The organism is Rhodococcus sp. O3 (assembly GCF_048897285.1).
Taxonomy (GTDB): Bacteria; Actinomycetota; Actinomycetes; order Mycobacteriales; family Mycobacteriaceae; genus Rhodococcus.
Genome location: NZ_JBMBTE010000113.1, coordinates 1 through 15499, shown reverse-complemented (window position 1 = coordinate 15499; position 15499 = coordinate 1). Strand labels below are relative to the sequence as shown.

Here is a 15499-nt window from a genome sequence, read left to right as displayed (position 1 = left end):
ACACCATCACGTTCCGGACTCTCGTCCGACCCGCTCCGGGGCAACTGTTCTAACCTAGCAGGTCCATCTTACCGAGTCAAAATCGCTTCGAACCGGTACGATCTTCTGCTTGGCTGTCCGACCATCTCGGGGCACTAAAGTTGCCCGTACCTTCCGGTCCGGGTCGGTGTCCCTCTCGCTCGAACGACGACTAAGTTACGCCTCCGCTAACGGGCCGTCAAATCCGCAGGTCAACGGCCCGTCAGCGCGTAACATGAGAGCGCCGTCAGCCCCGGACGAGGCGCACGCCGCCAAAGTTCCGCTTGCCGCGCCGGATGACGAGCCACTGCCCGTGCAGAACGTCCGATTCGCCGGGCGTCCAGTCCTCCGAGGCGATACGCGCGTTGTTGACGGAGGCGCCGCCTTCCTTCACCGTGCGCCGCGCAGCTCCCTTGCTCTCGCACAGTCCGGTCGCGACGAGCAGGTCGACGATCGTGGACGGCTCGCCCTCGTGGATCTCGGCGATCGATGCCTCGGCCAACGCCGCCGCAAGCGTGCCCTCGTCGAGATCGGCGAGCTCACCGCGACCGAACAGTGCGCGGCTCGCGAGCTCCACCGCGCGGGTGTTCGCCTCTCCGTGGACCAGCGTGGTCATTTCCGCCGCGAGCCGACGCTGGGCCTCACGGGCCTGCGGCCGTTCCGCGGTGGCGACCTCGAGCTCGGCGAGTTCTTCCTGGTCGAGGAACGTGAACCAGCGCAGGTACTTGATCACGTCGGCGTCCCCGGCGTTCACGAAGTACTGGTACCAGGCATACGGCGTGGTCATCTCCGGGTCGAGCCACAGGCTGCCGCCGCCGGTGGACTTGCCGAATTTCTTGCCGTCCGCGGAGGTCACCAGTGGAACGGTGAGTGCATGCACGGACTCACCGTCGATGCGCCGGTTGAGTTCGACGCCGGCGATGATGTTGCCCCACTGGTCGGACCCGCCGACCTGCAGCGTGCAGCCGTACTTACGGCGCAGTTCGACGAAGTCGTTGGCCTGCAGAAGCATGTAGCTGAACTCGGTGTACGAGATTCCGTCGCCTTCGAGGCGGCGCTTGACGGTGTCGCGGGCGAGCATCACGTTGACGGAGAAGTGCTTGCCGATTCCGCGCAGGAAGTCGATCGCGCTGAGTTGCGCGGTCCAGTCCATGTTGTTGGCGACGATCGCCCCGGTCGGAGAATCGTCGAAGTCCACGAACCGCTCGAGCTGACTGCGAATGCGTTCCGCCCACTCGGCGACCGTGTCGACGGAGTTCATCGTCCGCTCCCCCACCTCGCGGGGATCGCCGATCATGCCGGTGGCCCCACCTGCGAGCACGATCGGTCGATGGCCCGCGCGCTGGAAACGCTTGAGAGCCAGGAGAGGCACGAGGTGACCGGCGTGCAGACTCGGCCCGGTCGGATCGAAACCGGCATACAACGTGAGCGGACCTGCGTCGAGATCCCGTCGGAGTGCGTCGATGTCGGTCGATTGGGCGATGAGCCCGCGCCAGGTGAGTTCGTCGAGAATGTGCTCAGTCACCGCTCGATCATCCCATCCGTGGATTCGCGGCCGGCGCCCGTGGGCTCCGCCTGTACGCCGAGACACCCATCGCGCCGGGAATCCACAGCCGCCACGGACGGTCGGCGGCCTGCGTGATGCCGACCCGGGGGCCGGTCTCCAAGGGGTCCGGGACGGTGCCGGGGGCGAGGTCGAGACGCACCCGCGATGCCGCATCGAACACGTCGAGGCCGTTGTCGGCCAGTGTCAGACCGAGCGCTTCGGCGAGGTTGCCCGGTCCCCTCGCCAGGTTCGACTCCGCGGTACCCGGGGTGCGGCGAGCGCGGACGGTCTCGTCCCCCGACACGACCTGCGCACCGCGCAGCAGCGCCGCGGCCGCGACCCCGTCGGGTCCGATCGAGATGTTCGCGCAGTGATGAATGCCGTAGCTGCGGTACACGTACAGATGACCCGCCGGTCCGAACATGACCGCGTTGCGGGCGGTGCGGCCGCGATACGAGTGCGCGGCCGGGTCCGGCCAGGGACCGTCCTCGGGACCTCCGTACGCCTCGACCTCGGTGATGCGCAGTGCGACGTCGCCGACCCGGAGGATCGCGCCGAGCAGCAAGCGTGCGCCCCCGACGGGGTCCGCCGCGGTCAGCTGCGCCCTGCTGTACGTGCCGTCGCCGGTCAGCCGATCAGTCCTGCGTCCAGCCCGCGACCCCGCGCGCGACGTAGTCGTCGTGTTCGGCATCGGTGACCTCGCGCGCCTCGTCGACGAGAAGGACAGGAATACCGTTCTCGATGGGGTAGGCACGCCGCAACCGTGGGTTGTAGAGGAGGACGTCGTCCACGAGGAGCAACGGCCCCTTGTCCTGCGGGCAGGCCAGGATGCTCAACAGCGTGGGGTCGACAGCCACCGTTGTCCTCTCGAAGTGCGATATGCGAACGGGACCAAGGCTACCGCGCAGCGGAACCCGAATCGACGACGCCCGTCGCCAGCCGCGCTGCGACAGCCTTGGTGAGCCGCTTGTACGTTCCCGTCTCGGGGTCGGCGTACCAGGAACGTACTGTGGGCCTCGGCACACCCTGTGCTTGCAGTTCGTCTGCGATCGGCCTGAAGGACGGCCCGAGCGGGATGCGCGGCACCACGTGCACGATGTCGGGGCGTTCGGCGGCCGGCAGTGCATCGAGCGCCGCGGTGATCTCCACGACGCTCGGCGCCTTGTTCTCGCGCAGCGTGCACGCGGCCACGGCGAGGTCGACGTCCCCGGCGCGCACCCCGTAGGCGACGACGAGATCGACCCGAGGGAGCGCGCCCAGCGCGTCGACGACGGGTTGCGCATAGACCGGGCCGTGCGGGGTGACGATGACGGTGCGTCTGTTGTCGAGCAGCCAGAAGTCACCGTCCGCGTCGCGCCGGAACAGGTTCTCGGTGGGGACCCACGCGTCACCCGTCTCGAACACGCCGCGCATCACGCCGGCGGAGATGTCCGTGGTCGAGCTGTAGCGGCCGAGCAGCAGTCCGACTTCGCCGGGTTCGCTCTCCCTGACGAAACCCTGTTCGTCCTCGAGGAATCGCCGGCCGATCGGGTCGTAGGCGGCCAACCGGACCTCGGCGCTGCCGGGCAGCGCCCGGCCCTTCGACCCGACCTTCGCGCCGGACACGTTGGCCAGTACGATCGCGCCTTCGGTGGAGGCGTAGAACTCGAGTACCTGCGCGGGGGCGAACCGCTCCATGGTGCGCCGCCACAGGCCGGGGGTCATGCCGGAACCGATGAACAGGCGCACCGGGTGGATCTCGTCGATGTGCAGCGACGGGCTGTCGAGGATCTCGCGCAGCATCGCCCACGTGTATGTGATGACGGTGATGCCGTAGCGGTGCACTTCGTCGCTGAACCGCGCCGGATCCAGTCCCCGGGACAGCGCGATGCGGGATCCCCCGGCGAGGGCGCCGCCGAAACTGACGAGCAGTCCCGACGAATGGTGCAGCGGCGCGAGGCAGTAGACCGTGTCGCCGCGGCCGAGGGCGGCGGCGGTCGCGGTACCGAACGCCGACAGTGCCCACCGGTGGTTGGTGACCAGCTTCATCTCGAGCGAATCGCCGTGGCCGGTGAACAGGATGAAGGCGAGTTCGCGGGCCATGCCCGGGTCCGGTACGTACCACCCCGGCAGCTCCATCGTGGAGGTGTCGAGTCGTTCGAGGTCGATGACATCGGCGCCGGGTTCGACGTCGAGGTCGCGCACGTCGCCGCCGCCGAGCACGAGGGCGGGCAGTCCGGTCGCGGCGGCCGTCGCGAGGTGTTCCGGGTCCGTGACGATCTTCTCGACGGCGCCGAGCCGGAGTGTCTCGTCGAGGTCGGAGCCGGGTGGCAGCAGCACCGACACCCCACCGATCCGGGAGACTGCGGCGACCGCGGCCATGGCGCTGGGGCGCGTCTCCATCAGGACACCGACGTGCATTCCCGGACGAACACCACCGTGGACGAGTCCCAGCACCACGTTGTCGATCCGTTTGTTGACCGCGTCGTAGGTGTAGACGCGATCGTCGAAGATGAAGCACTCCCGGTCGGCGGCCTTGCGTCCCTGTTCGGCGAGCAGGCTGCCGACGGAGATCCGCGTGTGCGGCTGGATCTGCCCGAGCCGCGCGAGCCGCGGCAATGCGCGCGCGGCCTCACCGGACAGTTCGCGGGCGCCGCGGACGGTGCCGGCGGCGACCTCGGCGAGACCCTTGCCGACTTCCACGCCGACCTCGGCGATGGTGGCGACGGTGTGTGTCAGCCGGCTGGTGACGGACACGCCGGTCTCGCCCTCGGCATGCGGTTCGGGCACGGCCATCGGGACGATGCCGACGGGCCGGTCCCCCTGCTTCTCGCGCCACAGCACCCATTCCCCGACCGTGGGCCACGTGTGCTGCGCCGCGGAGGTACCGACGACGAGACCGAAATGACCTGCGCGCAAACAGTATTCGAACACCTGCGCACGAGGCGCCGCTTTGCGGATGCCGCGCACGGCAAGGGGCTGCCCGATATCGTCCACCTCACCGACGAACGCGAGGATCGGGCACGTGATGTCCGCGAGGGTCACCGCCCGGTCGTTGATGACGAAACCGCCGCTGACCATCCGGTTGTGCGCGATGAACTGACGCAAGAGATCTGCGACCGCGGGACCCGACCACGCGACCCAGCCCTCGGTGTCGAGGAATCGGCGCTGCGGTTCCCTCGGCAGCAACGCTTCCCGGTCGTGCAACTGCATGACGAACTCGAGCCGCGCCCGTACCGTCTTGATCGGGTCGAGGAACTGGAAGCCGGTGCGGGCCATCCACCCGGTGATCGCCATCCGGTTGAAGACGTGGTCGGCGAGGAAGTCCGCGCCGCGGACCGCGATGGCATCCGGGATACCGAACGGCAACGCCGCCAGGGTGTCGACGGGACTACCGAACGTGATCAGGCTGGCGATGTTGCGGCTGCGCCGGTACGCCGCGGCCTGATAGCAGAACATGCCGCCCTGCGAGTATCCGCCGAGGTGGATGTCCCTGCCCGTGTAGTCGTGAACCCGGTCGACGATCTCGTCGAGGGCGACGATGTGGTCGGTGAGGGTGCGCCGCCAGCCGCCCTCCTCCTGGTCCGGCGACCCGAAGTCGACGACCCACGGATCGAGACCGACGGCGTGCAGCATTCCGACCGCGCCCTTCTCACGGGTCACGTCGTACACGTCGGCCGACATCATCATCGGCGGAACGAGGACGACCGGGATCCCCGTCGAGGCGGTATCGGTCTCGGGAAAGTAGCGGCGCAGACGGTACATCGGGGTCCGGGCGACGACCTGGTACGGCGACGGCGCCGCCCCGGTCTCGAGCCCCCCGAACCGAATCACCTCGAGGCCGTTCTGCGCCGTCGCCATGACGCGACGCAGCGGCCCCATCACCGATTCACTCCCCAGTCCCACGAACCGCACCCCATCCGCCGCGTGTACCGCAATCCGACATGTCAGAACCCCAGCCTGCCACACGCCGGGTATGCCACAGGCCGGTTCGAAACGCCGTGTGGGTCACACCCGGCGTCGGTCGAACCGGCCTGTTCGGATCGGTCAGGCGCGGACCTGCTCCCGCAGCTCACGCGCGGTCGCGCGGACCCCGGCGAGCTGCTCGGCGACACGCTCTCCGGCTGTGCCACCACGCGCGTTGCGGGACGCGATGGACCCTTCCACGGTGAGCACCTCCCGCACCTGCGGGGTGAGCGCGGGATCGACCGCGGCGAGTTCCTCGTCGGTAAGGTCCTCGAGGCCAACGCCCCGGCCTTCGGCGACCTTGACGCATGCGCCGGCCGCTTCGTGCGCGACCCGGAACGGCACGCCCTGACGCACCATCCACTCGGCGATGTCCGTCGCGAGGGTGAACCCGGCGGGGGCGAGCTCGGCCATCCGGTCCGTGTGGAACGTCAGCGTCTCGACCAGGCCGGTGATCGCCGGGAGCAGCAGCTCGAGCTGCGCCACCGAATCGAACACCGGTTCCTTGTCCTCCTGCAGGTCGCGGTTGTACGCGAGCGGCTGCGCCTTCAGGGTCGCGAGCAGGCCGGTGAGGTTGCCGATGAGACGGCCCGCCTTGCCGCGGGTGAGCTCGGAGACGTCCGGGTTCTTCTTCTGCGGCATGATCGACGATCCGGTGGACCACTCGTCGGCGAGGGTGATGTACCCGAACTCGGGGGTGCTCCACAGGATCACCTCCTCCGCCATGCGCGACAGGTCGACGGCGATCATCGCGAACACGAACGCGGCTTCGGCCGCGAAGTCGCGTGAGCTGGTCGCGTCGATCGAGTTGTCGGCGGCCGAGTCGAACTCGAGCTCGGCAGCGATCGCATCGGGGTCGAGTCCGAGCGACGACCCGGCGAGCGCACCGGATCCGTACGGGGACACGGCGGCACGCTTGTCGAAGTCACGCAGCCGCCGCACGTCGCGCAGCAGCGGGTGCGCGTGCGCGAGCAGGTGGTGCGCGAGCAGCACCGGTTGCGCGGCCTGCAGGTGCGTCTTGCCCGGCATGACCGCCTGCGGGTGCGCGGCAGCCTGGTTCGCGATGGCCTCGACGACGTTGAGCACCCCGTCGGAGATGCGCCGCGCAGCGTCGCGCAGCCACATCCGGAACAGCGTGGCCACCTGGTCGTTGCGGGAGCGGCCCGCGCGCAGGCGTCCGCCGACCTCCGGTCCGACCCGGTCGATGAGGCCGCGTTCGAGGGCGCCGTGGACGTCCTCGTCGGACTCGGCGGGAACGAACGCCCCGGACGCGACGTCGGCGGCGAGCCGGTCGAGGCCGTCGAGCATGGTGGCGAGATCGTCGTCGCTGAGCAGCCCGGCCCGGTGCAGGACCTTCGCGTGCGCTTGGGAGGCGCGCACGTCGTACGGGGCGAGCGCCCAGTCGAAGTGCGTGGACTTGCTCAGTGCCGCCATGGCGGCGGCCGGTCCGGATGCGAACCGGCCGCCCCACAGGGCGCCTTCGTTGGTGCCGTGAGCGTCCTGGCTGGTCATGATCTACAGGCCCAGATCGCGCTTCGCGGCGACCTTCGACGACAGGCCGTGGATCTGCACGAAGCCCTTGGCGTTGGACTGGTCGAAGCTGTCGCCCTCGTCGTAGGTGGCGAGGTTGAAGTCGTACAGCGACTCGGGGCTGCGGCGGCCGTTGACGGTGATGTGTCCGCCGTGCATCACCATGCGGATGTCGCCGGTGACGCGTTCCTGCGTGTGCCTGATGAAGGCGTCGAGAGCGGTCTTGAGCGGCGAGTACCACAGGCCGTCGTACACCAGCTCGCTCCAGCGCTCCTCGACGCGCCGCTTGTAGCGGCCGAGTTCACGCTCGAGGGTGACGTGCTCGAGTTCCTGGTGCGCGGTGATCAGGGCGATGGCGCCGGGCGCCTCGTAGATCTCGCGGCTCTTGATGCCGACGAGGCGGTCCTCGACCATGTCGAGGCGGCCCACGCCCTGCGCGCCGGCGCGCTTGTTGAGCTGCTGGATGGCCTCGAGGACGGTGGCGTGCTTGCCGTCGATCGCGACGGGGCGGCCGGCCTCGAAGGTGACGATCAGCTCGTCGGGGGCCTGCCAGTTGAGGGTGGGATCCTCGGTGTAGTCGTAGACGTCCTTGGTGGGGGCGTTCCACAGGTCCTCGAGGAAGCCGGTCTCGACGGCGCGGCCCCACACGTTCTGGTCGATGGAGAACGGCGACTTCTTGGTCACGTTGATCGGCAGGTTGTGCTCGCCGGCGAACGCGATGGCCTTCTCGCGGGTCCACGCGTAGTCGCGGACGGGTGCGATGACCTGCAGGTCGGGGGCGAGGGCGCCGAAGCCGACCTCGAAGCGCACCTGGTCGTTGCCCTTGCCGGTGCAGCCGTGCGAGACGATGGTGCCGCCGTGCTCGCGCGCGGCCTGCACGATGTGCTTGACGATCAGCGGGCGGCTGATCGCGGACACCAGCGGGTAGCGGTCCATGTAGAGCGCGTTGGCCTGGATGGTGGGCAGGCAGTACTCGTTGGCGAATTCGTCCTTGGCGTCGACGACGATGGATTCGACGGCACCGCAGTCGAGGGCGCGCTGACGCACGACCTCCATGTCCTCGCCGCCCTGGCCGAGATCGATGGCGACGGCGACGACCTCCTTGCCGGTCTCCTTGCCGATCCAGCTGATGGCAACGGAGGTGTCCAGCCCGCCCGAGTAGGCGAGTACGACGCGATCGGCCATTGTTCTTGCGCTCCTTCTTGATTCGACTGACGTCTATGGGTGGTAGTTCACGCGAGTGATTCGATTTTGGCGGCCAGTTCGGCCCCCGTCATCGGCTCCCGGGCGATCACCGCGATGGTGTCGTCCCCGGCGATCGTGCCGACGACCTCAGGTAATGATGCCCGATCGAGTGCACTGGCCAGATAGTGCGCTGCCCCGGGTGGTGTGCGCAGCACCGCGATGTTGCCGCTGTGGTCGGTGGAGACGAGCAATTCGCCCAGGAGACGGGACAACCGGTCGGTGCCTCCGGACACCCCGCGGACGGGGCTGCCGTCCTCGGGCACGACGTACACCCCGGCTCCCCCGTCGGCGGCGCGGAGCTTGACCGCGCCGAGTTCCTCGAGGTCGCGTGACAGGGTCGCGGTGGACACCTCGATGCCTTCGGCGGCGAGCAGCGCGGCCAGTTCGGTGTGGCTGCGCACCTCGCGGGTCGAGACGAGCGCGGTGATCCGCGCCTGCCGCGCCGCGCGCGTCGGCGCCGAGGATGCGGCGGGGCGGTCCGTCGTTCCCTCGGGTCGGCTCGCGGCGGTGCTCACGGTCAGTTCTCCCGCTGCTCGAGCAACCACACGAGCAGCGCCTTCTGGGCGTGCAGCCGGTTCTCGGCTTCGTCCCACACGACCGCGCGGGGTCCGTCGAGGACGTCGGCGGTGATCTCGCGCCCGCGGTAGGCGGGCAGGCAGTGCAGCACGATGGAGTCGGGCTTCGACAGGCCCAGCAGTTCGGCGTCGACCTGGAACGGCCGGAACACCGAGTCGCGGTCGAGGCCGTCGTCCTCCTGTCCCATCGACACCCACGTGTCGGTGACGAGCACGTCGGCGTCGGTTGCGGCGGCCTGCGGGTCGTCGGTGAGGGTGACGCTGCCGCCGGTCTCCTCGGCGCGGGCACGGCTGGCGGCCACGATGTCCGGGTCGGGGACGAACCCGGCCGGGGACGCGATCGTGACGTGCAAGCCGGCGGTGACGCCGCCGAGCATCAGCGAGTGCGCCATGTTGTTGGCGCCGTCGCCGAAGTAGGCCAGGGACAGGCCCGCGGTGCTGCCCTTGTGTTCGCGGATCGTCTGCAGGTCGGCGAGCACCTGGCACGGATGGAACGTGTCGGTGAGCGCGTTGACCACCGGGACGCTGGAGTGTGCGGCGAGGGCCTCGATGCGGTCCTGGCCGTAGGTGCGCCACACGACGGCCTCGGTGTACCGGGAGAAGACACGCGCGGTGTCCTCGAGGGTTTCGCCCTTGCCCAGCTGGGTCGTGCCGGCGTCGACGACGATCGCGTGGCCGCCGAGCTGGGCGATGCCGGCGTCGAACGAGAAGCGGGTGCGGGTGGACGTCTTGTCGAACAGCACCGCGACGCTGTACGGCCCCTCGAGGGGGCGGCGCGACAGGGGCGCCTTCTTGAGCTCGACGGCGAGGTCGAGGATCTGTGCCTGTTCGGCGGGGGTGACGTCGTCGTCGCGCAGGAAGTGCCTGACCATGGGTTAGCTCGCCCCTTCCTGCTGGGCCGTGTCGAGGATCGCGGGCAGTGCGGCGACGAATCCGTCGGCCTGGTCCTCGGTGAGGATCAGCGGCGGGGCGAGCCGGATGACGTCGGGCGCTGCGGCGTTGACGAGGTAGCCGGCCTCGCGCGCGGCCGCCTCGACCGCGGCCGACTTCGGGTCGGTGAGGACGACGCCGAGCAGCAGCCCGGAGCCGCGGACGTGGTTCACGAGCGGGTGTCCGAGTTCCTCGATGCCGGTGGCGAGGTGCTTGCCGACGGAGTTGACGTGGTCGAGGAGGTTCTGTTCGTCGATGGTGCGCAGCACGGCGAGCGCGGCGGCCGCGCACACCGGGTTGCCGCCGAATGTGGTGCCGTGCTTGCCGGGCTGGAACAGCTCGGCGGCCGGGCCGGTCGCGACGACGGCGCCGATGGGCAGGCCTCCGCCGAGGCCCTTGGCGAGGGTCATCACGTCCGGGACGATCCCGGCTGCCTGGTGCGCGAAGAACGTGCCGGTGCGGGCGATGCCGGTCTGTACCTCGTCGAGGACGAGCAGCGCGCCCTTCTCGGTGGTGATGCGCCGGGCCGCGGCGAGGTAGCCCTCGGGCGGGACCACGACGCCGGACTCGCCCATGATCGGTTCGAGGAACACGGCGGCGGTGTTCTCGTCGACGGCGGCTTCGAGGGCGGCGATGTCGCCGTAGGGGACGAATTCGACGCCGGGGGGCATGGGTTCGAAGGGTGCGCGCTTGTCGGGCTGGCCGGTGAGGGCGAGCGCGCCCATGGTGCGGCCGTGGAAGGCCTTCTCGGCGGCGATGATCTTGGGACGGCCGGTGAGCCGGGCGATCTTGAAGGCCGCCTCGTTGGCTTCGGTGCCGGAGTTGCAGAAGAACGCCCGGCCCTCGTGCCCGAAGTGCGCGAGCAGCCGTTCGGCGAGCTCGAGCACGGGCGGCGAGGCGTACAGGTTGGACACATGCCCGAGCTGGTTCAGCTGCGCGGTGACGGCCTCGATGATCGCCGGGTGGCGGTGGCCGAGGCTGTTGACGGCGATGCCGCCGAGCAGGTCGAGGTACTGCTTGCCGTCGGCGTCGGTGACGATCGCGCCGTCACCGGCGACGAGCGCGACCTTCGGCACGCCGTAGTTGTGCATGAGCGAATGCGCCCAGCGTTCCTGCAGATCGGACGTGCCGGTCATGCTGTGCCTTCCTGGGTGGGGGTGACCGTCGGGGGGTGGGTGGGCGTTACCACCGGGGGGTGGGTGGGCGTCACCATCGTGCCGATGCCCTCTTCGGTGAACAGTTCGAGCAGAACGGAGTGCGGCTGGCGGCCGTCGATGACGTGTGCGGTGGGGACGCCGCCCTGCACGGCGCGCAGGCAGGCCTCCATCTTGGGGACCATGCCCGCGTCGAGGGACGGCAGCAGGTCGGTGAGCGCAGCGGCGTCGATCTGCGACGCCAGCGAGCTGCGGTCGGGCCAGTTGGTGTAGAGCCCTTCGACGTCGGTGAGGACGACCAGTTTCTCGGCGCCGAGCGCCTCGGCGAGGGCGGCCGCGGCGGTGTCGGCGTTGATGTTGTGCACGACCCCGTCGGCGTCCGGCGCGATCGTGGACACGACGGGGATGCGGCCGGCGGCGATGAGGTCGAGGACGGCGGTCGGGTCGACGGTGGTGACGTCGCCGACGAGCCCGATGTCGGTGTCCTCGCCGTCGACGACGACGGTGCGGCGGGTGGCGGTGAACAGCCGGGCGTCCTCGCCGGAGATGCCGACGGCGTACGGGCCGTGGCTGTTGATCAACCCGACCAGTTCGCGGCCGACCTGGCCGAAGAGCACCATCCGCACGACGTCCATGACTTCGGGTGTGGTGACCCGGAAGCCGCCGCGGAACTCCCCTTCCATGCCGAGGCGCTTCAGCATGGCGTTGATCTGGGGACCGCCGCCGTGCACGACCACGGGGTGGATGCCGACGGTGCGCAGGAACGCCATGTCGGCGGCGAACGCCGACTTGAGGTCGTCGTCGATCATGGCGTTGCCGCCGTACTTGACGACGACGATCTTGTCGCGGAACTTCTGCAGCCAGGGCAGTGCCTCGGCGAGCACGAATGCCTTCTGGTGCGAGGTGAGGCTCGCGATGAGGTCGTCGAGCATGTCGTCTCCCGTCACGTTCTGGGCCGTCACGACGAGTACGCCGAGTTCTCTTCGACGTACGCGTGCGAGAGGTCGGTGGTGCGGATGGACACTTCGGCGTCGCCGATGCCGAGGTCGATGTCGAGGGCGATGTCGATGCCGGACAGGTCGACCTCGCGGGCGCCGGGTGCCCCGACCCCGTCGATGCACACGGGGCTGCCGTTGAAGGTCACCGAGATCTTGTCCGGGTCGAGTTCGATGGGGGCGATGCCGATGGCGGCGAGGACGCGGCCCCAGTTGGGGTCGGAGCCGAACAGGGCGGTCTTGACCAGGCTGTCGCGGGCGACGGTGCGGGCGCCGATGAGGGCGTCGGATTCGCTGGCGGCGCCGCGGACGGTGACGGTGACCCGCTTGGTGACGCCCTCGGCGTCGGCCATCATCTGGTCGGCGAGGCTGTCGCACACGGCGAGGACCGCGGCGTCGAGGTCCTCCTGGGCGGGGGCGACGCCGCTGGCACCGGACGCGAGGAGCAGCACGGTGTCGTTGGTGGAGGTGGCGCCGTCGATGTCGAGCCGGTCGAAGGTCTGCCGGGTGGCGTTGCGCAGTGCCTTGTCGAGCTGGGCGGCGGTGGCGACCGCGTCGGTGGTGAGCACGACCAGCATGGTGGCGAGTGCGGGGGCGAGCATGCCGGCACCCTTACCCATGCCGCCGACGTTCCACTTGTCGGCGTGGTGCAGCGCGGCCTGCTTGGGGACGGTGTCGGTGGTCATGATCGCGTAGGCGGCGTCGGTGCCGCCGGAGATGCCGCCGGCGAGTTCGTGGACGATCTCCTGCACGCCGGCGAGGACCTTGTCCATGGGCAGCCGGTCGCCGATCAGGCCGGTGGAGCACACCGCGATCTCGCCGGCGCCGGTCTCGGTGCCCCAGTTGCTCAGCGCGTCGGCGAGGGCCTCGGCGGTGGCGTGGGTGTCCTGGAAGCCGCCGGGTCCGGTGCAGGCGTTGGCGCCGCCGGAGTTGAGGACGACCGCGCGCAGCGCGCCGGAGGTGAGGACCTGCTTGGACCACAGCACCGGGGCGGCCTTGACCTTGTTGGTGGTGAAGACGCCGGCGGCGGCGAGGTCGGGGCCCTCGTTGAAGACGAGAGCGAGGTCGGGGTTGCCGCTGGCCTTGATGCCGGCGCGGATCCCGGCGGCCCGGAAACCGGCGGGGCTGGTCACGCCCTGGGTACGGATGAGCCGCCCTCCGGCGATGTCGACCGCGTCGGCGTAGACGTGGTCCGCGTGCGTGTCGTCGGCGGGCGAGGTCCGGTCGGTCACGGGGCCACTCCTACGGTGGACAGGCCGGCGGTCTCGGGCAGGCCGAGCGCCAGGTTCATGGACTGCACCGCGGCTCCGGCGGTGCCCTTGGTCAGATTGTCGAGTGCAGCGACGACGATCAGCAGGCCGGCGTCGGCGTCGACGGTGACGGCGATCTGCACGGCATTGGAACCGACCACCGAGCCGGTGGCCGGCAGGACGCCCTCGGGCAGCAGCTGCACGAACGGCTCGTCGCCGTAGGCCTTCTCGTACACGGCGCGGGCCTCCGCGGCGGTCGCGGTGGTCGGTGCGGTGCAGGTGGCGAGGATGCCGCGCGGCATGGGCGCCAGGACGGGGGTGAAGGAGACGGAGACCTCGGTGCCGGCGAGGGCGGAGAGGTTCTGCTTGATCTCCGGGGTGTGCCGGTGGACGCCGCCGATGCCGTAGGCGCGGACCGAGCCCATCACCTCGGAGCCGAGCAGGTCGACCTTGGGGGACTTGCCGGCGCCGGAGGTCCCGGAGACCGCGACGATCTGCACCTTCGGTTCGACGATGCCGGCGGCGACCGCCGGGGCCAGAGCGAGCGAGGCGGACGTCGGGTAGCAGCCGGGCACCGCGATGCGGGTGGCGCCGACGAGCTGCTCGCGTTTGCCGGGGAGTTCGGGCATGCCGTAGGGCCAGGTGCCGGCGTGCTCGCCGCCGTACCAGCGTTCCCAGTCGTCGCTGGATTCGAGCCGGAAGTCGGCGCCGCAGTCGATGACGACGGTGGTGTCCGGGAGCTGTTCGGCGATGACCGCCGAGTGCCCGTGGGGCAGGCCCAGGAAGACGACGTCGTGACCGGTGAGGGTGTCGAGGTCGGTGGCTCCGAGCACGCGGTCGGCGAGGGGCAGCAGGTGCGGGTGGAACTCGCGGAGGGTCGCGCCGGCGTTGCCGCCGGCGGTCAGTGCGCCGATGACGAGGGAGCCGTCCTGGTAGGCGGGGTGCCCGAGAAGCAGGCGCAGGACTTCGCCGCCCGCGTAGCCGCTGGCGCCCGCCACCGCGACGCGAATCGGCGACTGCGGCGTCGCCGTGAATGCCGGTGAGTTACCCATACGATTCATTATGCACGGCGATGCAAATTAATTCACTCGCGGGTCGCCAGAACCGCCCACCCCCACCCGAGCGAATGTATCGCTCGTCTCCTTCAATCGAGTGAACGGTACATTCGCTCGGACACCAGGTGGGCGGAGGGCAGCCGGCGGTGGATCAGGAGCTCATCGAACGCCGGATCTCGGCGAGCTTGTCGGCGGCCGCCTTCTTCCTGTCCTCGAACTCCTCCTCGAGCGTGCGCGCGGGTTCGGTCTCCCGGGCCAGTTCCTCCGCACCCATCGCGGTGCCGAGACGCTTCTCGATCTTGTCGCGGACCGCCTCGAAGGTCGGCACCCCCGCCTCGGTGTAGCCGGTGATCTCCTCGACCGACGGTGCCCGCACCACACCTTCGGCAGGCGTCACGTCGGGCACCGACGGGGACGGTTCGACCTCCGGCTCGGGATCGGCGGGCGTCACGTCCGGGATGTCCGGGCCCGGCGGCACGTCGGGCACGGTCGGCGAATTCGGTTCGGCCGGAGTCACATCCGGAACCGGGTGGTCGGGCCGCTCGGGTTCGGGAGCACGGTCGGGGTCGCGCGGGTCCGTGGTCATGGTTCCAGGCTACGTCGCCTGCCGGGGCGCTGTCCCCCATCGCCGCCGACGCAGCAAACCCGCCGGAATCCCTGTCGATTCCCGGGATCGAGGTGGGCACGCACACCCCCGACGGCTACATACGTGCCCACCCGACCATCATCCGCGCAGTTGCGCTCCGACCGCAGCCGACGCGGAAGCCACCGCGGCGTCGCGGGCCGCGCTCGCCTCGTCCTCGGTGAGGGTGCGGTCCGGGGCGCGGAAGCGCAGCGCGAACGCCAGCGACTTGCGGTCCTCCCCGACCTGAGCGCCCTCGAACACGTCGAACAGGCGCACGTCCTCGAGCAGATCGCCGCCCCCGGCGCGCAGCGCCGCCTCGACGGATGCCGCGGGCACGGCCTTGTCGACGACGACCGCGACATCCTGCAGCACCGGCGGGAACGGCGACACGACGGGAGCCGGCAGCGACTCGACGATCGGCAGTGCGTCGAGATTGAGCTCGAACGCGCAGGTGCGGGCCGGCAGACCGGCACGCTCGATCACCGCGGGATGCAACTCACCGGCGTGTCCGACGACCTCACCGTCGACGACCAGTTCGGCGCAGCGGCCCGGATGCCACGGCAGGTAGCGGGCGACGCGACGCTCGATCCGCACCCCGGCCGCCGCCGCGATCGTTTCGGCCGCCGCGAAG

The 15499-nt window shown here is 70.0% G+C and carries 13 protein-coding genes and 1 pseudogene; all 14 read right to left on the bottom strand.

The genetic code is table 11. The annotated features are described in order from the left end of the window. Nucleotides 1-265 precede the first annotated feature (265 nt). On the bottom strand, nt 266-1543 hold the full coding sequence (gene tyrS, locus ACN675_RS22995; protein WP_420753041.1) for a tyrosine--tRNA ligase: 1278 nt from the start codon (nt 1541-1543) through the stop codon (nt 266-268). A gap of 7 nt (nt 1544-1550) precedes the next feature. Further along, on the bottom strand, nt 1551-2255 hold the full coding sequence (locus ACN675_RS22990; protein WP_420753040.1) for a DNA-3-methyladenine glycosylase: 705 nt from the start codon (nt 2253-2255) through the stop codon (nt 1551-1553). Next, complete coding sequence (locus ACN675_RS22985; protein ID WP_420753039.1) at nt 2200-2421, bottom strand: Trm112 family protein; 222 nt, start codon at nt 2419-2421, stop codon at nt 2200-2202. Before ACN675_RS22985 ends, ACN675_RS22990 begins: the two co-directional genes overlap by 56 nt. A gap of 40 nt (nt 2422-2461) precedes the next feature. After that, nucleotides 2462-5449, bottom strand: coding sequence for an AMP-binding protein (locus ACN675_RS22980; RefSeq protein WP_420753038.1), 2988 nt, complete (start codon nt 5447-5449; stop codon nt 2462-2464). A 141-nt stretch (nt 5450-5590) separates the two neighbouring features. Continuing rightward, on the bottom strand, nt 5591-7021 hold the full coding sequence (gene argH, locus ACN675_RS22975) for an argininosuccinate lyase (protein ID WP_420753037.1): 1431 nt from the start codon (nt 7019-7021) through the stop codon (nt 5591-5593). A gap of 3 nt (nt 7022-7024) precedes the next feature. Next, nucleotides 7025-8224, bottom strand: coding sequence for an argininosuccinate synthase (locus tag ACN675_RS22970; protein ID WP_420753036.1), 1200 nt, complete (start codon nt 8222-8224; stop codon nt 7025-7027). A gap of 47 nt (nt 8225-8271) precedes the next feature. Continuing rightward, nucleotides 8272-8799, bottom strand: coding sequence for an arginine repressor (locus ACN675_RS22965; protein ID WP_420753035.1), 528 nt, complete (start codon nt 8797-8799; stop codon nt 8272-8274). A gap of 2 nt (nt 8800-8801) precedes the next feature. Then, complete coding sequence (argF, locus tag ACN675_RS22960; protein WP_420753034.1) at nt 8802-9731, bottom strand: ornithine carbamoyltransferase; 930 nt, start codon at nt 9729-9731, stop codon at nt 8802-8804. A gap of 3 nt (nt 9732-9734) precedes the next feature. Then, nucleotides 9735-10925: an acetylornithine transaminase gene (locus tag ACN675_RS22955; protein WP_420753033.1), complete on the bottom strand. Its 1191-nt coding sequence runs from the start codon at nt 10923-10925 to the stop codon at nt 9735-9737. Next, nucleotides 10922-11875: an acetylglutamate kinase gene (gene argB / locus ACN675_RS22950; RefSeq protein ID WP_420753043.1), complete on the bottom strand. Its 954-nt coding sequence runs from the start codon at nt 11873-11875 to the stop codon at nt 10922-10924. Before argB ends, ACN675_RS22955 begins: the two co-directional genes overlap by 4 nt. A 26-nt stretch (nt 11876-11901) precedes the next feature. Then, nucleotides 11902-13104: a bifunctional glutamate N-acetyltransferase/amino-acid acetyltransferase ArgJ gene (argJ, locus tag ACN675_RS22945; protein ID WP_420753042.1), complete on the bottom strand. Its 1203-nt coding sequence runs from the start codon at nt 13102-13104 to the stop codon at nt 11902-11904. Between the two features lie 62 nt (nt 13105-13166). Beyond that, nucleotides 13167-14240, bottom strand: coding sequence for an N-acetyl-gamma-glutamyl-phosphate reductase (gene argC, locus ACN675_RS22940; protein WP_420753032.1), 1074 nt, complete (start codon nt 14238-14240; stop codon nt 13167-13169). Between the two features lie 154 nt (nt 14241-14394). Beyond that, on the bottom strand, nt 14395-14829 hold the full coding sequence (locus ACN675_RS22935) for a hypothetical protein (RefSeq protein ID WP_420753031.1): 435 nt from the start codon (nt 14827-14829) through the stop codon (nt 14395-14397). A 138-nt stretch (nt 14830-14967) separates the two neighbouring features. Next, nucleotides 14968-15499, bottom strand: a pseudogene (locus tag ACN675_RS22930) (phenylalanine--tRNA ligase subunit beta); the annotation flags it as partial.